Origin of the sequence: Dactylosporangium sp. NPDC048998, assembly GCF_043197855.1 — a bacterium.
Classification (GTDB): domain Bacteria; phylum Actinomycetota; class Actinomycetes; order Mycobacteriales; family Micromonosporaceae; genus Dactylosporangium.
This window is the reverse complement of sequence record NZ_JBICTV010000011.1, coordinates 78,796-98,786: the sequence shown is the minus strand read 5'-3', so window position 1 is coordinate 98,786 and position 19,991 is coordinate 78,796. Positions and strand designations below refer to the sequence as shown.

The window sequence follows — 19,991 nt, the reverse complement described above, 5'->3', positions numbered from 1 at the left end:
GCGACAGGAATTGACTCCCAGAGCGCCGCTGAGCCCCCCCGAGGACATCCCAGAACTCGACGGGAAGGTCTGGCTGTACACCGGTGCGGAAGGGCCACCGCTGGCCCGGCAGCAGGCGGCATTGCAGGCGTACCTGAACAATCGTGGGCTCGCCGACGCGGGCCGCGCCGCGCACGCCGCAGTGGAGGAAAGATTGCGTGGGCGGCTCGCCACGCTGCTCGGGCTTGGGCCAGAGTCGGTCGCGCTGGTGTCCAACGCCAGTGAGGCGATCAACCTTGTTGTCGGAAGCGTCCCGCTGGTTCCGGGCGATAACGTCGTGCTCAATGCGATGGAGTACCCGTCGATGGTGCAACCCTGGCTGCGCTGGGTGGCCCGTGGGGTCGACGTCCGGGTGGCGCCGGCGATCGGCGGTGACGTACCGACCAGCTCGATTACGGACCTGATCGACGACCGGACGAAGGTGGTCGGGGTCAGCCACGTCAGCTACCTCTCCGGCTGGCGCCACGATCTGGCCGCGATCACCAAGGCCGCCGACGCCGTCGGTGCGCTGACCCTGGTCGACGCGACGCAGTCGCTCGGCGTCGTCCGAGTTCCCGGCGATCTGGTCGACGTGGTGATCAGCAGCTCGTACAAGTGGCTGCTCGGCGGCCATGGTCTCGGTATCCTTGCGTGGAATGCGGCTCGCCGGCCACTGCCTGAACCCCCGGCCGTGGGCTGGCGATCGGTGGGCGAGATCTTCACCGACGATCGCATGGAGCGCTACGACCTGCACTCCACGGCGCGGCGCTTCGAGGTCGGCCTGCCGTCGTATCCCAGCATCTACAGCCTCGACGCGTCCCTGGCCTGGCTCCAGCAGTTCCCTGCCGAGGCGGTGGAGGAGCACGTCCTCGCCCTTACCGGCCGACTGATCAACGAACTCTCCGAGCGCGGATGGGACGTGCTGACCTCGGCCGACGACGCGCACCGTGCCGGTAACGTCAGCGTCAGGGCGCAGAACGGTGCCGACCTCGCCGTCGATCTCGCCGACCGCGCCGTGCACTGTTGGGGCGGGGACGGCAGGCTGCGGTTCTCGCTGCACCTGTTCAACGGCGATGCGGACATCGACCGTCTGCTGGCCACCCTGGATTCGGTGCCGGGGCCGGCATCGCCCAACCCACGTCGTCCCGGCGGAGCGGATGCGTCATGAGCCGAGTCGCTGATCTCATGGTGCGGCATGGCCACGTCATCACGATGGACGACGACCGTACCCAGTTCGAGGACGGTGCCGTAGCGGTCATCGGCGACACCATTGTCGCGGTGGGCGCCGACCGGGACGTGGCGGCGCAGTTCACGGCGACCGCGGAGATCGACGCCGCCGGCGGACCCGTCCACCCAGGACTCATCGAGGCCCATCTGCATGCCTCGTACCAGCTCTTCCGCGGAGCGCTGCCGGACCAGATGCCCGAGGACGAAACGTTCGACAGCTTCGAGAGCGTCTTCTACAACCAGGTGCGAGACGAGGACGAGTACCTGTCGGTCGCTTTGGCCGGCGTGGAGATGATCCGCAACGGCACGACGTGTTTCCTCGAGGCGGGGACGATCCTCTCGCCGGACAGCGGCGCCGCGGCGGCGGAGCACGTCGGGATCAGAGCGCTGCTCGGGGACGCGTTCATCTGGGACCAGCCGCACGGCTTTGCGATGGGCACGACCGAGGACCAGGCGCACGAACGGCCGGTGCTCGCACGCACTCCGCAGTCACTGGATGAAGCACTGGCGAGTCTCGGCACGCAACTGTCCCGCAATGACAAGGAGGGCCTTGTCCGCGGGCACGTCGCCGTGCTCGGACTCGGCACCGCCAGCGAACAGCTGCTGGTCGAAGCGAAGCGGGTGGCGTCGTCCGCCGGCGTCATCCTCAACATGCACCAGTCCTACAGCCCGGCCGACACCGCGGCGGATCGCAGCCGGTTCGGCGCCGACCCCCTGGTCCGGCTGCACCAACTCGGACTGCTCGACGGTGACGTCACGCTCGCTCACGTGAACCACCTCACCGACGCGGAAGTCGAGGTCGTCCTCGAGTCCGGCGTCAACATCGCCTGGGCTCCGGCCGCATCGATGATGTGGGGCCATGGCAGCACCCTGTATGGCCGCCACGCCGAACTGTGGCGGCGCGGCGGCAACATCGCTCTCGGGTCCGACTCGCCGAACTGGTCGAACAGCTTCGACGTGTTCCGCCAGATCATGTTGGCCGTGCTCGGGGCGCGCGATGCGCACCAGAGCCGGACCTACCTCACCGCCGAGGACGGCCTCTACATGGCCACCCGCGGGGCCGCGCGGGCGGTGGGGATGGCCGAACGGATCGGCTCGCTGGAGGTGGGCAAGAAGGCCGACATCGTGATCCACACGCTGGACCGCCCGGAACTCGTCCCCACAACCGACATGACGCGCAACCTCATATATTCGTCAGGATCGAAGTCCATCGACACCGTCGTCATCGGCGGGACCGTGGTGCTGGAACACGGGGCCTTCCGCCGCCTCGCCGAGCGAGAGCTGTACCGGGAGGTTCGCGCGGCGTCACAAGCGCTGCTGCGGCGGATGGAGCGCGCTGTCACCCCCAACACCCCGACCCGGCGGCCCCAGCGATGAGCGCGGTCACGATCGAGCTCGAGCCGGTGACCTTCGCGCGGGCCGCGCAGACCGTGGTACGCCACGGCGACCTGTCGGCGGCGACGTTCCGCTACGGCAGCGGAGTGTGCGGCCTCACCATTCGACATGGCGCTGCGGAGCTGGAGTTGCTGCCGTTCCAGGGCCAGCAGGTATGGCGGGCCAGGCTGGGCGGGCGGGAGCTGACCATGTGCTCCATGTTCGATGAGCCGCAGCCCACGCTGGAGTACCTGGGCACCTACGGGGCGTTGTTCATCCACTGTGGAGCGCTGGCCATGGGCAACCCCGGCCCCGGGGACCACCACCCACAGCATGGGGAGCTTCCGAACGCCCCGTATCGCCAGCCACAGCTCGTGGCCGGAGAGGACGCGCACGGCAGGTTCCTCACCCTCACCGGCACCTATGAGCACGCCACCGCGTTCGGCAACCGCTACCTCGCCACACCACGGCTGACCGTCCGCGAGGGTAGCACCCGGCTCACCGCGCGGATGTGGCTGCGCAACATCGGCCACCGCCCGATGCCGCTGATGTACCTCGCACACGTCAACTTCGCCCCCGTTGACGGCGCGCAGCTGATCGACGCGTTGGGGATCGAGACGATCGAGCCTGGCCGGCCGGTCGATCCCGAGCGGGTCACCACGCGCCGCCCCACCGCGGACGCGGACGGCTGGGCGCACGCACTGCAGCTGCACCCCGACGGCGGGGCCGACTTCGTCCGTCACCGCCCAGCGGAACTCGACCACGCCTTGCGCTGGCTTGTGCGTGACGGCGACCAGGACGCACTGGGGTTGGCTCTACCCGCGACGGCGGAGGCCGAGGGCTTCAAGCGAGAGACTGAGAAGGGAAACGTGCGACAGCTGAGGCCAGGGGAGGAGTTCACGTGCACCGTCGAGTTCGGTGCGCTGGACGCCGCGGATGCGGTCACGATGGTGTCCGCGATGAGGTCTGGGACACTCGATGGCTGATCGAGTGCCTACGGTCGCCGTGATCGGCCTCGGCGCGTTCGGGCGGGCGCATCTTCAGGCATATGTGCGGGCCGGTGCGCGGATTGCCGCGGTCGCCGATCGCGATGGTGACCTCGCGCGCCGGACGGCCGAGGAGTTCGACGTTCCCGCCGCATTCGCCGACGGAGTGGATCTCCTCGACGCGGTGTCGGTTGACGGCGTTTCCGTCGTCACGTCCGCAGCGTCGCATGTGGAGCTTGCTCGCGAGGCGACGCTGCGCGGGCGCAAGGTGCTCCTGGAGAAGCCGATCGCGACGACGGCCGCGGAGCTGGCGCTGCTGCCCGCTGCTGCCCGGTCCCGGATCCTGCCGGGGCACGTCCTGCGCTTCGAGCCGCTGCACCAGCGGTTGCGAACCGAGATCACGTCAGGACGCATCGGTCCCGTACTGGGAGTCGCGGCCGGCCGCAGCCGGACCCGCGACCACCAGCGGCTCTACGCCGATGTCCACCCGGCGCGGATGACCGGCATCCACGACATCGACCTCATCGCATGGCTGACCGGCTCGCCGATCCGGCGGGTCGTCGCGTCCGCCGAGGGTAACCCGGCGAGCCTGGTCCAGGCGCACCTGTTCTCGGCGTCGGGCATCGCAAGCTCGATCCGTACCTCCTGGCTGCTACCCGACGGTGCCGGTGCCGAGGACGAGTTGGAGGTCTACGGGCAGGAGGGCGTGGCCCGGCTGCGGGTCGACCCCACGGGCGCGGTGCTGTACGGGCAGTCACGCGAGCGGCCGTGGGCCAGCGCGCCGCCGGCTGACGCGCCGGGCCTTGACGCCGAGATCGTCCACTTTCTCCAGTGGCTGCGCGACGACGTCGAGCCGCTCGTGAGCTTCGCCGCGGCCGCCCACGCCGTAGCGGTCGCCGATGCGATCGTCGCCTCAGGCACGGCCGGCGGCACGCCGATCGATGTCCTGGAGGTGCCGTCATGAACGAAGCGGTGACGAAGGCGTACGCCACGGTCGAGGCTGAACTGGACCGGCGGCGTGCCGACCTGGAGGCGCTCGTCTTCGAGATGGTCTCCATCAACAGCCAGATCCCGCCGTTCGGTGACGAGCGCGCGATCTGCGACTTTCTCTCCCGGGCGCTCGGCCGCCTCGGGTTGCCCGAGGCCGAGACGCACGCCCTCGTCCCCGAACGGCCCAACCTCCTCGTACGGATACCCGGTACACCTGGTGGCAAACGGCTGCTGCTCTGCGGTCACATCGACACCAAGCCCGTTGGTGACGCTCGTAGCATCTGGCGATCCGAGCCGCTCACCGCCACCATCATCGGCGATCGGGTCTACGGCCTCGGAACCAGTGACATGAAAGCCAGCGTCGGCGCGATGATCACAGCCGTCGCGGCGATCCGGGCGTGCGGCATCGATCTCGCGGGCGACGTGCTGCTGGCGCTGGTCGCCGACGAAGAAGCCGGCGCCACCTTTGGTGCGAAGTTTCTCGCCCCGCGGATCGCCGCTGATGTCGATGCGGCGCTGATCGGAGAGCCGTCCGGCTGGACCCGGGACTGGGAGGGCATCCACCTTGTCTCCCGCGGCCTATGCTGCTTCAAGGTCCGGGTGCACGGCACCCAGATGCACAGTAGCCTCTCAGACCGCATGCCGTCGGTGAACGCGAACGTCGAAATGGCGCGTCTGATCCTGCAGTTGCGTGACGAGTTTGCCGCAGCGCCCATCGCACAGCCACGCGACGGCCTACGCCCAACCGCCAACATCGCGGTCACTACCAGCGGCGGCGTTTTCTACGGCGTGGTACCGGGCGAATCGGCATTCGGCTGCGACCTCCGCATCGTGCCGGGCATGTCGGAGGGCGAGGTCCGCGCATTTCTCGACGACTGGGCGCAACGGATGACCGGCGCCGGCCCGGCGCAGGTCTCCGTCGAGTACGACGACGTGCTGAGCTGGATACCGAGTGCCTCTCTGGCCGCGAACCATCCACTGGCCGCGTCCGCCGTCGCGGCGACTCGTACCGTGCTGGGCGCCGACGTCCCGCTGTCGAGCTTCCCCGGCACGACGGATGCGCCCTGGTTCGAGATGGCCGGCGTGCCGACATTGCCATCGCTCGGCCCCGGCATCCTGACGTATGCCCACGGTCCCAACGAGTTCGTGAGCCGGGAGGCGATCCACGAGGCCGCCAAAATCTACGCGCACATCGTGCTCAGCTACTGCGGCGTCGCACGGTGAGCCTCCTCGCCGATGCCCACGTACATTTCTTCGCGACCGGATACCCGGGCGAAGAACGGTCCCCGGTTCCCGGGGCAGGTCATGAGGTCGCCGCCTACGAACGGATCCGCATCAGCTCGGCCGTGGGCGACGCCCTCGTCATCGGGTTTGAAGGGGCGGACTTCGCGACCGGCAACAACGAATACATCCGGACCCTCGCAGCCGAGCGCGACTGGATGCACACAACCGCCTACGTCGCGGCCCACGGACGTCCGTCAGCGGCCATGGCCCGAGCGATATTCGCGGCGGGTCATATCGGGATCTCGATCTACGCGGCCGACACCCTGGCGGGCCGGGCGATCCGTGACTGGCCGACTGAGTTCTGGGCCGAGTGCGATCAGTCGGGCGCCGTGGTGTCCATCAACGCGACGCCGGAGGCGGTCGAGCAGTTGGCAGGCCTGCCGAGAACGGCACCGAACTGCGCCTTCCTCTTCGCCCACCTCGGCTTACCGGGGCGGTACGCGGTCGCGCCGAGTGCGGAGGTGGCGAGGACGCGCCTGGAGCCGCTGCTCCGGCTCGCCGAACACCCCAACTGCTTCGTGAAGATATCGGGGCTGTACGCCGTCGCCGATCCCCGCACCGCTTATCCGCACGACGCGGCAACGCCGTTCGTTACCGCCTGCCTGCGGGACTTCGGCGCCACCCGCTGCCTCTGGGGCTCCGATTTCGCTCCGGCTCTTGAGTACGTCAGCTTTGAACAATGTCGCGACCTGCGGCAGCTGGACAGCCTCTCTGCAGCTGCCAGGCAACTGGTGATGGGCGACAACCTTCGGCACCTGTTTGCGGTGAGGCGGCGGTGAGCTCTCGTTCGGTCCAAGCACGGTCCGCTCGCAGGTGCGGCGATGATGAGGAGGAGAAATGAAGGAGTTCGATGGCCTAGCCGCCATCGTGACCGGCGGGGCCTCCGGGATCGGGCTCGCCACCGCGCGGTTGCTGGCTGAGCGGGGCGCCCGAGTCGCGGTGCTGGATCTCAACGTCGACGGCATCGGTCCGGAGTTCCTCGCGTTGCAGTGCGACGTAACCGACGACGCGGGGGTCACCGCGGCGGTCGCGGCGGCCGAACGGGGTTTGGGCCGGCTCGATGTCGTGATCAACAATGCCGGCATCGGCGCCCAGGGCGCGGTCGAAACCAACGACCTCGACGAGTGGCGGCGCGTCCTCGACGTCAACCTGCTCGGCGTGGTCCGCGTGGCCCGGGCCAGCCTGCCGGCCCTGCGCAGCTCGCCGGCGGCGTCAATGGTCATCACCTCGTCGATGGCGGCCACAGTCGGTCTGCCACAGCGGGCGCTCTACAGCGCAACCAAGGGCGCCCTGCTCTCACTCACCCTGGCGATGGCCGCCGACCACGTACATGAGGGGATCCGGGTCAACTGTGTGGCTCCCGGTACCGCGGACACGCCCTGGATCCAGCGCCTGCTGGCTCGGGCGGCCGATCCGGTCGCCGAACTCGCCGCTCTGGGGGCCCGCCAACCCATCGGCCGGTTGGTCAGCGCGCCGGAGGTGGCCGAGGCGATCTGCTACCTGGCCAGCCCGCGCTCCGCGTCGACCACCGGCACGGTGCTACCCGTCGACGGTGGCGCCCAGAGCCTCCGCCTGCCGGTCAGGCTCGCAAATTAGGTTCAGTGGTTGTGACGTGCGGGTTTGCCGGTCTTCAGGTCGATTCCGGCCGCAGCTGCCGGTAGCGGCTGCGGAAGTACAACAGCGGCTCGGCGCCGGGGTTGCTCTCACGCAGCGCGGTGACCCGGCCCAGGACGATCTCGTGGTCGCCGCCGTCGTGGACCGCATCGAGGGTGCACTCGATGTGTGCGACAGCGTGGTCGAGCAGAGGCGCGCCGCGGTGCCCAGGTGTCCAGTCGATGCCGATGAACTTTTCGCCGCGGCGGGTCGCGAACGCGTGGCTGACGTCCTGCTGATCGGCGTTGAGGATGTTCACCGCGAAGACGCCGGCCGCCCGCACCCGCGGCCAGCTCGTCGAGGCGCGGCCGACGCTGAACACGACCAGCGGCGGGTCCAGCGACAGCGAGGTGAACGACTGGCAGGTCAGTCCGGTCGGACCGGCATCGTCGTATGCGGTGATGACGACGATGCCGGTACAGAAGTTGGACAGCACCCGGCGGAACCCGTCGGCGTTCACGACGCGGCCGGCCCCTGCGGCGGTGCCGAGGGCCGGGCGGCGGCGCCGATGCGCCGGGCCGCCTCGTCCAGGGTCAGGCCGGCGTCCGCGCTCGCGGCGACCAGTACCGCGTCGACGTCTCGGACGAACCGCTCGCCGCCGCCCGGCAGGAGCACCCCACGGTCGGCGGTGAGCAGCCACCGGGTCATGCTCGGGGACAGCTCGAGGACCCGGAAGAACATCCGGTGCCCGACCTGGCCGTCGTGGTTGTCGATGTGCTGGCATTCGCGGCCGTCGGGCGTTGAGGGAGCATCGTCGGCCGGTCCGGCGTCGCCGGTGGCGCCCGTGGCGACCATGCTGTCGTTGTAGAACCATCCCTGTGGTAGCTCGCCGCCGCGCTCGGCCGCGATCCGGCGCAGCAACGCGTCGATTTCGCCCAGGTCGTACTCGCAGTACGCGTACGCCCGGAGCGCGCCCTGTGCGGCCTGGCGGACGAAAGCGGCGTACGTGTCGACGCCCCAGTCCGGGCGGAACAGCGCGTTCTGGTTGAACGCCGCGACGAGCCGCCGCGACGCCGGCCGGAACCGGGTGGCCGTCACGGTCCACAGTGCACTGTCCCAGGCGCCGGTGTGCAGGCCGACGACGAGCGCCACGGTCGCCTGCAGGCACATGGCCGGGGTCACCTGGTCGCGCGCGGCGATGGCGGCGATGGCCCGGGCCGCGGCGGGGGAGGAGAAGATCACGCTGTCGTAGTCGTCGGCGACCGGCGCGGGCGCGAAGTACAGCGCCGGCAGCGTCCGCAGGTTGGCGGCCCAGTAGTCCAGGGCCGCGGCCTGCCGGCGCAGTCCGGCCTCGGAGCGCTCGTACCAGGCGCGGTCGATCGGTTGCTCCCCGGCCGGCGGAAGTTCGCCGTCGCGGCCATCGAGGGCCAGCGCGAGCTCCTCCATGACGATCGTGAGGCTCCAGCCGTCGAGGGCGAGGTGTGACAGGCCGAGCACGAGGCCGGTGGGCGTGTCGCCGGCCGTGACCACGGTGACGCGCACCGGGCGCGGGTCGCCGAGCGGGAACGGCACGGCCCGCATCGACTCCCGCAGCCGGTCGGCCTGGTGGGCGTCTGAAGGGTCGGCCGCGACCACGTCCACCGGGATTCGCAGCGTTGCCGGCACCTGCTGTTGGGGCTCACCGTCCGGCGCTGCCGCGAACGCCGTCCGCAGGGCCTCGTGCCGACCCAGCACGAGCCGCAGTGCGCCCAGCAGCCGGTCCCAGGTGATACCGCCCGGGAGGGCGAAGTGCAGGGCGATGTTCGTCGACACGTCGTCGGCCGGCAGGCTCCGCAGGATGTCCCACATGATGCGCTGTCCAACGGCGAGCGGGCCGCTGTGGCTGGTCCCGTCGCCGTACTCCAACCACAGGCGCGGCTCGGACTGCACGCTCATCGGATCTCCTTCCGGGCCCCGGAGCGATGTCCGGGCTGCCGATCGGGCCATCATCGGCACAAGGGCCGGTGATGAAGGGGGAAACTCCAGTTGGCAAGACATTGACGGCGTTGCGCCGAGCGACGCCGCACCGGTGGCCGGCCCGCGGTGCGCGTGTTCGACGTCGTCCGCCTCTTGATGCCCTTGGATGCGGTGTCGTAGCGTGCCGACATCGCAATCGCAGGCCTGGCGAGTTCTTCTGGCGGATCACTTCAGGCGCGCTGCGCTCGCCAGCGCCACGAACACGACTACGGTTGGGGTCGCACCGCGTGGTGCCGGCCCCACGTCGTCGCGCCGATCGGTCAGTCCTGACTCGTGCACACGGTGACGGGGGACGCATGGATCTGGCAAGGGAGATCACCTTTCTGCGACGGCTGCGGGGCTGGACCCAGGAGGAGCTGGCCGAGCAGTCGGGGCTCAGCGTCCGTACGATCCGCAACATCGAACGCGGGCTGGTCGTCAACCCCCGGCGCTCCTCGATGAGCCTGTTGAACACGGCCCTCGCCGTGGAGACCGGGCCGGTTATGACGGCACCGGCCGCCCCCGGGCCTTGGCGCGGACCGCAGCCGGCCGCCCGGCCGCTGGTGGGCGGCCGCGCGGTGCTGGACCGGCTCGCCCAGGCCGTTCGGGGCGACCGCCTGACGACGTTGGTCGGCGCCGGCGGGGTGGGCAAGACGCGGCTCGCGCTCGACGTCGCGGCCCAGTTGCGTCCGTCGTTCGGGGACGGCGTGGCCGTCGTCGAGCTCGGTGATCTGCCGTCGGAGCGTCGCTCGGCCACGCACGACGGCGCCGCCATCCTGCGCCGCGCGGAGGAGCAGCTGCGTGGGGGCGCGGAGCCGGCGGACGGCGGGCAGCGCGACATGGACGCCCTGCTGGTCCTGGACAACGCGGAGCATGTGCCGGCCGGCGCCATCGAGGCGGGCCGCCACCTGCTGCGCATGTACCCCAACGTCCACCTGCTCGTCACCTCCCGATGCCGGCTGACCGAGCGGCTCGGCGTGAACGTCGAGATCGAGCCGCTGGCCGTCGCGCCGGCCGCCGGCGCCGCGCTGTCCCTGGTCTCGGCGGTCAAGCTCGTCCTGCAGCGCGTCGGCGAGGACTCCCGCGTCGCCGAGGAGCTCGCCGCCGACCTGCCCGGCCTGGTGGAGCTCGGCCGCCGGTTAGGCGGGATACCGAGATACCTCGAGTTCGCCGCGGAGCGGCTGCGCACGATCCCGCTGCGTCTGCTGCTGGCCAGCGGACCGGACCTGGACATGCTCGTCACCGCCGATCGGATGCTGCTGAGCCACCAGCGCTCGGTCGCCGGCAGCCTCCGATGGGACATCGACCTCCTGAGCGACCGGCACCGGTTGCTGCTGGATCGGCTCGCCGCGTTGCCCGTCGGACGCTTCACCCTGCACGACGTCATCGCGGTGAGCGAGCGTCTGGACCTGACCGACATGACGACCCCGATCGGGATGCTGTCCGACCTGATCGAGGCGCGGCTGGTCGAGGCCGACACGAGCGAGCTGTACGAGTACCGCCTCGCCCGGTACGTGCCGGCCGTCGTCAACATGGGGCCTCCGTCGTGACACCCATGGTCTGCACGCGTCAGGTCCCCGCGACGCGCTGCTCCCGCTGCGCCGCGCCAAACGCGACAACGCAGTCCCACAGCGTCCGCGGCGTCCGGAACATCTCCGCGATCTGAGCCTCGTCGGGAACGGTGAGGGCGTAGGCCTCCTCGATGGCGACGAGCAGTCCCACCTTCCCGAACGAGTCCAGCCCCACATCGTCGAGCGGCATGTCAGGGTCGAGTTCGCCGGCGAAGGACACGGGGTCGAGCGCGTTGCGCAGCAGCGTCTCGAACGCCTCGTCCCATGGCTTGTCGGCCACCGCCGGTGCGTCGGCGGGGTGCCACAGCTCGGCGAGGCGATCCTCGTCGACGGTTCCCCGGCCGTCGAGCGGCCATTCCGTCACGGCGATCAGCTCGTCCGGCACCAGCCGCCGGGGGAGTCGCCGGTCGGCGAGGAAGTGGCGAACCCGCTCCTCGTCCACGGGCGTACCCCGATCGGTGCGGACGAACCCGACCAGCCGCTCGACCCCCAGTCCCGGGTCGGCGACGAGCGCCACGAGACTGTCCGTGACCGAGGGCTCGAGATCGAGCAGCTCTCTGGTGCGGAACAGCTCGATCGGGCGCCCCTCCCGCTGCGTGCGTTGCCGGATCGATCCCAGCGGCTCCAGGGCGCCGGCGTCGTCGCACCGAACCAGCCGGCCGGTGCGGTACAACCCGGGCGAGCCGGTGTCGTATCGGCCCAGCCCTGGGCCGTAGAGGCAGAGCTCGCCGACGACGCCGGCGGGAACCGCCTGCAGCTCGGCGCCCAGCACCCGCGCGCCGAGCCCCTCCGGCGCCCACCCGTCGAGCGCGATCCAGCCAGGGAACGCGTCGACGGCGATGGCGGGGATCAACCGGCCGATACCGTCGGATCCGGCCGGCGCTGGCCCGGTCCGGGGCCGGTCCTCGCAGACGACCGCGGTCAGTCCGGTGGCGGGCCGGCCGCGCAGGACCCGCTCCAGGACGAGCGACGTCGCGCGGATGTGCGTCACCGCCCCCCGCTCGACGAGCTCCAGAATCTCCGGGATGGCGTCCGGCAGCGCGCCGGCGGTGAGCACCGCCGTGCCCGCGCACATCAGCGGGGCCAGCAGGTCGCTGATCGCGCCGCAGGAGGTGAGGGGGCCCGCGCAGACCCAGGCGGGCCGACGCGATGGCTGCGGGTCGAGCGCCCTGAGCCGGCGGTTCGCGCCGGCCAGCGATCGGGCCAGCGCATCGTGCGTGAACGCCGCGTGGTCCGATCCGGCGGACGTGTCGACGGGCAGCACGCACGCGACGTCCTCGGGCCGCGGGCCCGGCCACCAGGCCGGCTCGGCGATCGCACCGGACGGGCGCAGGTCCCGAGTCGCCAGGACCGGTACGTCGCCGCGGCTCCCGCCGGGGTCGTCCGCGGTGATCAGCGCCGACACCGCAGGCCGCCAGCCCGGCTCCTCCGGGCGCGCGGCGACGGGTGTCCACGCCATGTGTGCCTTCCACGCGCCCAGGATCGCGGCGGGCGTGCCGAGGTCCTGCTCCGCCGCCACCGCCACGACGCTGCCGGGCGCGATGCCCAGTTGCCGCAGCCGGAGCGCGATCGCGTCCGCCCAGGCGTCGAGTTCGCGGTACGTGATGGACTGTCCGAGCTGCCGCACGGCGACATCGTCGGGATGCTCGCCGACCGCTCGCGCGAACGCCGCCGGCACCAGGCTTTCGGCGCCGCCCGGCGGGAGGTGCGGCGTCCCGGCCCGCTGCGGCGGCGCGGGGCAGGCCGGCTCCGCGTCACCGTCCGGATCGAGCGTCATCTCGCCCAGCACCGTCCGGTACAGGCCCGCGAGCCGCACGGCCGCCTCGCGGTTCAGGCAGTGGTTGGTGGTGTTGAGCTTGATCGCACCGGGGAGGGTGAAGACGTGCAGCGCGAACTCGTTGTCGTTGTCGTTGAGCGTTCGCTCCTCGTCGATCAGCTCCGAGTCGACCTGATGGAAGTCGAGGTAGTTGAAGAACACCTCCAGCAGCCGGCCGTCGTGGCCGAACTCCTGCTGGATGAGCTGCAGGGGATAGACGCGGTGCGGCCAGAGGTCGGTCAGCGCGTCGTAGACCGCGCGGATCAGCGACCGCCAGGTCGGGGTCCCGGTGGGCATGGCGAAGGGCAGCGTGTTGAGGTACATGCCGAGGACCCGGTCCGCTCCGACGACCTCGGGCCGGGCGTCGCAAACCAGTCCCGTGAAGAACGTCTTCGACCCGACGGCCATGCTCATGACCGTCAGGTGCGCGGCGAGCAGGACGGCCTTGAGCGAGGTGCCCGTCTCGGTGGCGAGCCGGCGCAGGTCGGCGTCCATGTCCCGGACGTCGACGAGGTGCTGGTAGCGCTCGCGCGGAGTGGCCAGGTCGTCCCGCCACGCCAGCGGTAGCAGCGCGTCGGTCCGCCCCGCGACGACGCTTCTCCAGTACGCGCGGTCCTCCTCCGACTGCCGGGCCGCCGCCTCGGCCGCGATGTAGTCGGCGTAGCGGAAGGCGGCGCGTTCGGGCTCGGCCGGGTCGCGGCCCTCCCGGATCTGCTGGTACGCGGTGAGGATCTCCATCAGCATCGTGTGGAAGCTCCAGCCCTCGAGAATCGGGTGGCACTCCGTGATCGTGATCCACCACTCGGGCCGGTCGTCCGCGGTGTGCGCGAAGACGCGGATCAACGGCGCGGTGCGCACGTCGATCAGCGATCGCCGTTGCCCGGCCGCGTACTCCTCGAGGAGGGGCAGCCAGCCGTCCTCCGAGCCCAGCACGCCGTGGTTCGCCACGCCGACGGTGATCGTCGCCTGCCGGTGCACGAGCTGCAGCGGGACCGAGTACGCCTTCATCTCGAACGAGGTGCGCAACACCTCGTGGCGGTCCACCACCAGCTGGGCGGCCCGCTGCAGGACCGCCGCGTCGAGCCGGCCAGCCCCGCGGACCAGGTACGAGGTGGAGTCCTGGTACGTGTTGAGGTCGGGCCGGGCGAACAGCTCGATGAGCATCCCGAGCTGCATCGCCGCCAACGGATACGCGTCCACCACGTCCGGCGGCAATGCGTCCCGGTCCCGCTGGCTCAGCAGCGCGAACGGCGCAACGGCGGCAGTGCCCGACGACTCGTCGGGCGGTGACTGGCGCGCCGCCGCGGCGGCGCACGCCTCGGCCAGCCTCTCGACCGTCTGATGGGCGAAGACGTCGGTGGCCGTGACGGGCAGGCCCTCGGCCTTCAACCGGGCGGCGAGTGCGACGGCCCGCAGCGAGTCTCCGCCGACGTCGAAGAAGTTGTCCCGGACGTCCACGTCGGCGCGGCCGAGCACCTCGCGCCAGGCCCGGTGAATCGCTTCGAGCTGTGCGCCGTCCGGCGCGGCGCTGTCCATAGTGGACGGAGCCGAGGTGATCGCCGGGAGGATCGCGGCGGCTCGCTCGCCGCTGCCGGGTCCGGCCGCGCCGGCCCGGATGGCGGCGAGGGGCCGGCGGGGATCGCGGACCACCGTTTCCAGCAGGGCCTCGCCGTAGGCCGCCCACCGGCGGGCGGTCGCCTCGTCGATGACGGCGGTGTCGAACTCCACGCGTCCGAACAGGCGGCCGTCGGGCGCCTCCGCAACGTGGAGTATCAGGTCGAACTTGGCCGTCGCCGTGTCGGAGAGGCCGAGCTGTTCGACCTGCAGGCCCCGCAACGCGAGGGTGTCCGCGCCGGCTCCGCTCATGTCGAAGCTGGCCTGGAAGAGCGGGTTCGCGCCGGTCGCCCGCGCCGGGTTGACCTCGTCGACCACCCACTTGAAGGGGGCCGACCGATGGTCCATGGCCTCCAGGAAGGCACGCCTGACCTGCGAGAGAACGTCCTCGAAGGTCTCCTCCTCCGTGTGGCGTGACCGCACGACCACGGTGTTCACCAGATAGCCGACGACCTCGTCCAGTCCCGGCACGGTCCGGGCCGAAACGGGTGTACCCACCGTCACGTCGGCGCTGCCCGAGATGTGCGAGAGCATCGCGTGGTACGCCGCCAGCAGCACGATGAACACCGAGGCGCGGTAGGCGGAGGCCACCGCTCGGATCCCGTCGGCCGTCGCCGGCGTGATCGCGAAGTCGACGGTCCCGGCCCGCCGGTCCGACCTGGCGGGCCGAGGGCGGTCCAGTGGCAGGGGGAGGTCGGTGACACCGGCCAGCGCGCGGCGCCAGTACTCGACGTGCCGCCGCAGCGAGCCGTTCTGCCGGTTCGCCAGCTCCCAGGCCGCGAAGTCGGCGTACTGGACCTCGGGCTCCGGCAGCTGCGCGGGCGGCCCCGACACCTGCTCCGCGTAGCACGCGCTCACCTCGGCGCTGATGCGCTGGAACGCGGTCTCGTCGCAGGCGATGTGGTGGACGGCGACGACCAGCAGGTGGACTTCCGGCTCGACCGCGATGAGGGTGACCCGCACCGGATGGTCGGCGGTCAGGTCGAACGGCTTGCGGCGCAGCCATTCGGCGATGCGCCGGGCGCGCTGCATCCGTGCGTCCGGGTCGTCCCCGGTCGCATCGACGACCCGCATCGCGAAGCGCCCCGGCGGGTCGATGAGCTGCACCGGCTCGCCGCCGGCGGTGGCGTAGCGCGTCCTGAGGATCTCGTGGCGATCGACGACCCGCTCCCAGGCCCGTTGCAGGCCGTCCGCGTGCAACGGACCGGAGATCCGCAGCACCCAGCTCATCAGGTAGGCGGGGCTTGCGGGATCGAGCTGGTGCAGCAGCCACATCTGTTGCTGCCCGGCGGACAGCGGCAGCGGCCGCGTGCGATCGGCCCGGCCAGCCAGACGCCAAGCGTCGAGGACTGTACCGGAGCTGTTCGTGGAAGTCCCGGGTGGGCCTGCCGCCATCGAGCGCCTCCTCATCCGCGCGAGGGAGTGCCGCCACGTGTCTCGGATGCCGCCCGTCGGGGGCGCTCGAGGCTGGGCGGGCGAGCCGTGACCCGACCCGTGTCGGCGCGTTCGGCCCCGCCGACGAGCCTCGGTCTTCCGGCCCGGCCAGGCCAGGCAGCGGACAGGCAAGTTCCCGCTTCGAACTTGCCGGTCGGCCCGTCGCGTCCGCGCTGCGGGCGCCTGCGCCCGCCGTCGGGCCAACTGCGGAAAGCCCGGAGTCGACCGGCAAGACCGAGGCGATCCATATTGAGCAGAACGCGGCGCAGGGGCTAGCCTCGCCGCATGTCGCAGCCGGAGATTCACTGTGGTCGATAGTGTGGAGTCGGGGCAGGCGAGCCCGGTTGACGTGGAGAAGCCGCCGTCGCTGTGGCGGAATCGAGACTTCGTCGTGCTGTGGGGCGGCCAGATCGTCTCGACGCTCGGCTCCCGCATCAGTGCCACGGCGCTGCCCCTGCTCGTGCTCGCGGTGGTCGGTTCGCCGGCGGCGGCCGGCCTGGTGGCGGCCGCCGGATCGCTGCCCTTCCTGCTGTTGAATCTCCCGGCCGGCACACTGGCCGACCGGTGGCCGCGCCGCCGCCTCATGATCGGTAGCCAGATCGTCGCCGCGGTCGCCCTGAGCAGCGTGGTCGTGGTCGTGCTCAGCGGCGCGGTCACCGTGCCCCACCTGGCGGTGGCCGCGTTCGTCGACGGCTCCTGCGCCGTGGTCTACGGAGTGGCCGAGCACGCCGCCCTGCCGCAGATCGTGCCGTCCGTGCTGCTGCCCGCCGCGCTGGCGCAGAACGAGGCGAAAGGGCGTGGGGCCGCGCTGGCGGGACCGCCCCTGGGTGGCCTGCTCTTCGGTCTCGGCCGTGCCGTGCCGTTCCTTGCCGATGCCGTCTCCTACATTGTCGCGACGGTGAGTGTGCTGACGGTGCGCAACGAGCTGCGGCCCGTCCGGTCCGCCGCGCCCGCCTCGATGTGGCGGGACACCGTGACGGGCCTGACCTTCCTGTACCGGCACGCGTTCGCCCGCACGGCGGTTCTCCTCATCGCCGCGAGCAATCTGATCTTCCAGGCGATCCTGCTGATCCTCGTCGTGCTGGCCACGAAGCAGGGCGCCGATCCGGCCATGATCGGGCTGATGTTCGGCATCTACGGCGCCGGCGGCCTGCTCGGCGCCCTGGTCGCGGGCCGGCTGCACCGGATGTTCGCGCCGAAGACAGTCGTCATCGGGGTCAACTGGGTTTGGGCCGTCCTGCTGCCGCTGCTTGCGGTCGCGCACCATCCGCTGTTGCTCGGTGCGATCGGCGCGGCGGCCGCGTTCATCGGTCCGATGTGGAACGTCGTCATCGGGACCTACGCGCTCACCCTCATCCCGGACGAGCTCCGCGGCCGGGTCACCAGCGCGGCCATGACCGTCTCGGCGGGCGCGATGCCGGTTGGCTCGCTCGTCGCCGGCCTGCTCCTGCAGGGCTTCGGCCCGGTTGCCGGGGTGCTGGTGCTCAGCGCCGGCATGCTGCTGGTCGCCGTGGCCGCGACCGCGAGCCGCGCGGTGCGCACCGTGCCGCCCCTGGAGGGCTGATCGGCCCGGATCCACCGGCCGAGGGTCATTGCGGCGCCGCACCCGCGGCGCCGCATTGCGCATCGCATCGACGATGGCCAATCAATCTTGGCCGTCATCACCTGATGTCACCCGCAGTCCGGGCCTTGAAGCCGGTCCCGGATCGACACCGCATGCCCTTCGCTCGACGTGAATGTCGTGAGTTTCCGAATGGATCATGGCAGAATGATTACCCCGAGTGGTCAGGATGTGTCTTGCGTGTAGCAAAATCCAGACGGTACATTGCATTTACTTGACGTAATGATGCTTGGGCGTTGGCGGCCCGCACCGTGACCTGGAGCGCCCAGCCGGCCACGGCCGCCGGTCGACACGGGGGAAGGACGCAGCGTGCGTGATGTTGTCCGCTCAACAGGCGATACCGCTGGGTGCGAGGTCCGCGATATTCCGATCGTGGTGCTGCGCGGCGCGGTCTCGCCGCGGTCCGAAGGCGTCGACGAGAACCACGCGCGCCTGCTCGCCGAGTCCGCGCTCGAGCTGCCGCCGGTGGTGGTGCAGCGCAGCACGATGCGAGTGATCGACGGCATGCACAGGATTCGCGCCGCAATCCTGCTCGGCCGCAGTCACATCGCGGCGACCCTGGTGGACGATGACGACGACGCGGCATTTCTGCGCGCCATTGCCGCCAACATCGCGCACGGGCTGCCGCTGAGCCTGGCCGACCGCCGGACCGCGGCGGCGCAGGTGATCAAGATGAACCCGGACTGGTCGGACCGCCGGGTCGCGCGCGCGGTGGGCCTGTCGGACAAGACTGTCGGCAAGCTGCGGCGCCATCACGGGCTCACGGAGCAGAGCTCTGTCCGGGTCGGTCAGGACGGCCGGGCCCGCCCGGTCGACGGGGCCCGCGGCCGGAAGGCGGCCGGCGAGCTGCTCGCCCTGCATCCCGAGGCCTCGGTGCGCCAGATCGCCGCTGCGGCCGGCGTCTCGCGGGCGACGGCCCGGGACGTCCGTGATCGCATCCGGCAGGGCCAGGACCCGGCGAGGCCGACCCAGCGGCCGGCCGGCGCAGCCCGGTCCGTGCTGGAGCCGCCGTCCGTCGAGGATGTGGACCTGGGCCTGGAACTGGGCAGCCTGAGCCGCGACCCTTCGCTGCGTTACTCCGAGATCGGCAAGGCGCTGCTGCGCACGCTCCACGTGCACGCGCTTTCGCAGATCACCGACCATGGCGTCGCCGCGCTTCCGCCGCACTCCCTTCCGGCGATCGCCCGGATAGCGCAGCAGTACTCGGCGCGCTGGAAGCGCCTGGCGGAGCTGGCGGACCGCCGGGCCCGCGCCGAGGCGGCGTGACCCCGGCGGTCCGCTCTCAACGCAGGACCATGCTGTGGGCGTCGCGGGCCGGGCGGGTGCGGCGGCTGTCCAGGTGGACGAAGATCCGATGCAGCCAGCGGTCGGAGCCGTCGTAGCGGGGAGCGAACGCGCCGCGGCCGTGCACCACCATGCGGTTGTCGAGGAACACCATGCCGCCGGGTGGGAGTACGAGCTCCGTGCGCACGGCCAGGAGGACGTCGCGTAGCCGGTGCATGGCCGCGGCGGCTTCGTCGTCCAGCGCGTGCGTGGCGTTGAAGTCGACGAGGATGTCCGGGTCGTCGGGGGCGCCGTTGAGCAGCGGGTGCGGCGCGGTGCGCTCGGCCGTGTGGAACGACGGCGGGGAGTCCGTCGCGTAGCGGTTCTGCTGCAGTACCGCGAGGTCGGACGGGTCGAGCAACGCCAGCGCCCGCCGGACGGGGGCGATCAGCGTGCCCACCGACGACTCCTGCGCCCCGCGGAGGCACAGCAGCGCCACGAAGTCCGGCCGGTTGGGGTGGAACGCATTCTCGGTGTGGAACTCCAGCGGTACGGATCCGCCGTTGCTCTGGGAGTTGGCCAGCGCGGGCACGGGCACGACGTTCTGCAGCAGCGCCCCGTGCTTCTCGTCGCGATACGCGATGACCTCACCGAGCTGCAACCCGACCAGCATGGCCAGCGCGGCGGGCACCGTGGCGGCCCGCTCGACCGAGTCGCGGACGTTCGGCGTCGGGGGCAGCGTCAGCGGGATGGGCAGGTTCGTCACGGCGAGGGTCCCGTCGGTCCCGGAGTCGTACCGGTAGCCGCGAAGCGCCTCGCGCAGACGGGACGGCATGTGGCAGCTCGTGCGGCGGGCCTCGGCCAGCCAGGCGTCGTCGTCGACCAGCGACCGGGCGGCCTGGGTGAGATGCACGGCGAGCGTGGACATCGTGTCCCGCTCGTCCGCGGTGAGTTCAAGGCTCTGGGCGGCCCCGCCATCCCGGCGTTGCCGGATGTCGGGGTCGTTCTCTCCGCTCGTCGTCGACGTCAAGGCGGCAGTCACGGCACCGCTCCTCTCCTGGGCATCACGGGCCGGTGCGGACAGGGCTCCGCACGCGAAGGGTTTCCGTCTGCCGTACCGAATTCTGTGCGGACGGACCACGCCGCTCCAGGCATGCCGGCGGCAAGAGCACACCTGTACGGACCGGCAAGTCGGGCCGGCCAAT

At 71.2% G+C, this 19,991-nt stretch carries 14 protein-coding genes; 10 read left to right on the top strand and 4 right to left on the bottom strand.

The window, feature by feature from the left end:
- Positions 1-121: 121 nt before the first annotated feature.
- Genes ACGFI8_RS25155 through ACGFI8_RS25125 form a run of 7 tightly spaced genes read left to right on the top strand, consistent with a single transcriptional unit; the run spans position 122 to position 7,475 of the window.
- Positions 122-1,186 (top strand): aminotransferase class V-fold PLP-dependent enzyme, encoded by a 1,065-nt coding sequence (locus tag ACGFI8_RS25155; RefSeq protein ID WP_392808454.1) that lies wholly within the window; start codon positions 122-124, stop codon positions 1,184-1,186.
- On the top strand, positions 1,183-2,622 hold the full coding sequence (locus ACGFI8_RS25150; RefSeq protein WP_392808452.1) for an amidohydrolase family protein: 1,440 nt from the start codon (positions 1,183-1,185) through the stop codon (positions 2,620-2,622). Before ACGFI8_RS25155 ends, ACGFI8_RS25150 begins: the two co-directional genes overlap by 4 nt.
- Positions 2,619-3,605, top strand: coding sequence for a DUF4432 family protein (locus tag ACGFI8_RS25145; protein WP_392808450.1), 987 nt, complete (start codon positions 2,619-2,621; stop codon positions 3,603-3,605). Before ACGFI8_RS25150 ends, ACGFI8_RS25145 begins: the two co-directional genes overlap by 4 nt.
- Positions 3,598-4,569, top strand: coding sequence for a Gfo/Idh/MocA family protein (locus ACGFI8_RS25140; protein WP_392808449.1), 972 nt, complete (start codon positions 3,598-3,600; stop codon positions 4,567-4,569). The genes ACGFI8_RS25145 and ACGFI8_RS25140 overlap by 8 nt, the downstream gene beginning before the upstream one ends.
- Positions 4,566-5,819 (top strand): M20 family metallopeptidase, encoded by a 1,254-nt coding sequence (locus ACGFI8_RS25135; protein ID WP_392808448.1) that lies wholly within the window; start codon positions 4,566-4,568, stop codon positions 5,817-5,819. Before ACGFI8_RS25140 ends, ACGFI8_RS25135 begins: the two co-directional genes overlap by 4 nt.
- Positions 5,816-6,658: an amidohydrolase family protein gene (locus ACGFI8_RS25130; RefSeq protein WP_392808446.1), complete on the top strand. Its 843-nt coding sequence runs from the start codon at positions 5,816-5,818 to the stop codon at positions 6,656-6,658. The genes ACGFI8_RS25135 and ACGFI8_RS25130 overlap by 4 nt, the downstream gene beginning before the upstream one ends.
- Before the next feature lie 58 nt (positions 6,659-6,716).
- Positions 6,717-7,475, top strand: coding sequence for an SDR family NAD(P)-dependent oxidoreductase (locus ACGFI8_RS25125; RefSeq protein ID WP_392808444.1), 759 nt, complete (start codon positions 6,717-6,719; stop codon positions 7,473-7,475).
- Positions 7,476-7,509: 34 nt separating this feature from the next.
- On the opposite strand, the gene ACGFI8_RS25120 is transcribed toward ACGFI8_RS25125, so the two are convergent.
- Together ACGFI8_RS25120 and ACGFI8_RS25115 are read right to left on the bottom strand one after the other, a co-directional pair.
- Positions 7,510-7,992: a flavin reductase family protein gene (locus tag ACGFI8_RS25120; protein WP_392808443.1), complete on the bottom strand. Its 483-nt coding sequence runs from the start codon at positions 7,990-7,992 to the stop codon at positions 7,510-7,512.
- A complete protein-coding gene (locus tag ACGFI8_RS25115; protein WP_392808442.1) occupies positions 7,989-9,407 on the bottom strand; it encodes a condensation domain-containing protein in 1,419 nt (472 codons plus the stop codon). Before ACGFI8_RS25115 ends, ACGFI8_RS25120 begins: the two co-directional genes overlap by 4 nt.
- A gap of 377 nt (positions 9,408-9,784) precedes the next feature.
- On the opposite strand from ACGFI8_RS25115, the gene ACGFI8_RS25110 reads away from it, so the two are divergent.
- Positions 9,785-11,017, top strand: coding sequence for a helix-turn-helix domain-containing protein (locus tag ACGFI8_RS25110; RefSeq protein WP_392808441.1), 1,233 nt, complete (start codon positions 9,785-9,787; stop codon positions 11,015-11,017).
- Between the two features lie 19 nt (positions 11,018-11,036).
- Here ACGFI8_RS25110 and ACGFI8_RS25105 read toward each other — a convergent pair whose 3' ends face one another.
- The gene (locus tag ACGFI8_RS25105) at positions 11,037-15,863 is read right to left on the bottom strand and encodes a condensation domain-containing protein (RefSeq protein ID WP_392808440.1); all 4,827 of its coding nucleotides are present in this window, start codon (positions 15,861-15,863) and stop codon (positions 11,037-11,039) included.
- Positions 15,864-16,209: 346 nt separating this feature from the next.
- Here ACGFI8_RS25105 and ACGFI8_RS25100 point away from each other — a divergent pair, with 346 nt between their 5' ends.
- Positions 16,210-17,466 carry an MFS transporter gene (locus ACGFI8_RS25100; protein ID WP_392808438.1) on the top strand — a complete coding sequence of 419 codons (1,257 nt, stop codon included), beginning with the start codon at positions 16,210-16,212 and terminating at the stop codon, positions 17,464-17,466.
- A 429-nt stretch (positions 17,467-17,895) separates the two neighbouring features.
- Positions 17,896-18,789 (top strand): ParB/RepB/Spo0J family partition protein, encoded by an 894-nt coding sequence (locus ACGFI8_RS25095; RefSeq protein WP_392808436.1) that lies wholly within the window; start codon positions 17,896-17,898, stop codon positions 18,787-18,789.
- A gap of 16 nt (positions 18,790-18,805) precedes the next feature.
- Here the strand turns inward: ACGFI8_RS25095 and ACGFI8_RS25090 are convergent, their stop codons facing one another.
- Positions 18,806-19,828, bottom strand: a complete 1,023-nt coding sequence (locus ACGFI8_RS25090) for a TauD/TfdA family dioxygenase (protein ID WP_392808434.1) — start codon at positions 19,826-19,828, stop codon at positions 18,806-18,808.
- Positions 19,829-19,991 lie beyond the last annotated feature (163 nt).

Coding starts and splice junctions, on each gene's coding strand:
- ACGFI8_RS25150 (WP_392808452.1), top strand. CDS start 1,183: ATGAGCCGAGTCGCTGATCTCATGGTGCGGCATGGCCACGTCATCACG.
- ACGFI8_RS25145 (WP_392808450.1), top strand. CDS start 2,619: ATGAGCGCGGTCACGATCGAGCTCGAGCCGGTGACCTTCGCGCGGGCC.
- ACGFI8_RS25140 (WP_392808449.1), top strand. CDS start 3,598: ATGGCTGATCGAGTGCCTACGGTCGCCGTGATCGGCCTCGGCGCGTTC.
- ACGFI8_RS25135 (WP_392808448.1), top strand. CDS start 4,566: ATGAACGAAGCGGTGACGAAGGCGTACGCCACGGTCGAGGCTGAACTG.
- ACGFI8_RS25125 (WP_392808444.1), top strand. CDS start 6,717: ATGAAGGAGTTCGATGGCCTAGCCGCCATCGTGACCGGCGGGGCCTCC.
- ACGFI8_RS25115 (WP_392808442.1), bottom strand. CDS start 9,407: ATGAGCGTGCAGTCCGAGCCGCGCCTGTGGTTGGAGTACGGCGACGGG.
- ACGFI8_RS25110 (WP_392808441.1), top strand. CDS start 9,785: ATGGATCTGGCAAGGGAGATCACCTTTCTGCGACGGCTGCGGGGCTGG.
- ACGFI8_RS25105 (WP_392808440.1), bottom strand. CDS start 15,863: ATGGCGGCAGGCCCACCCGGGACTTCCACGAACAGCTCCGGTACAGTC.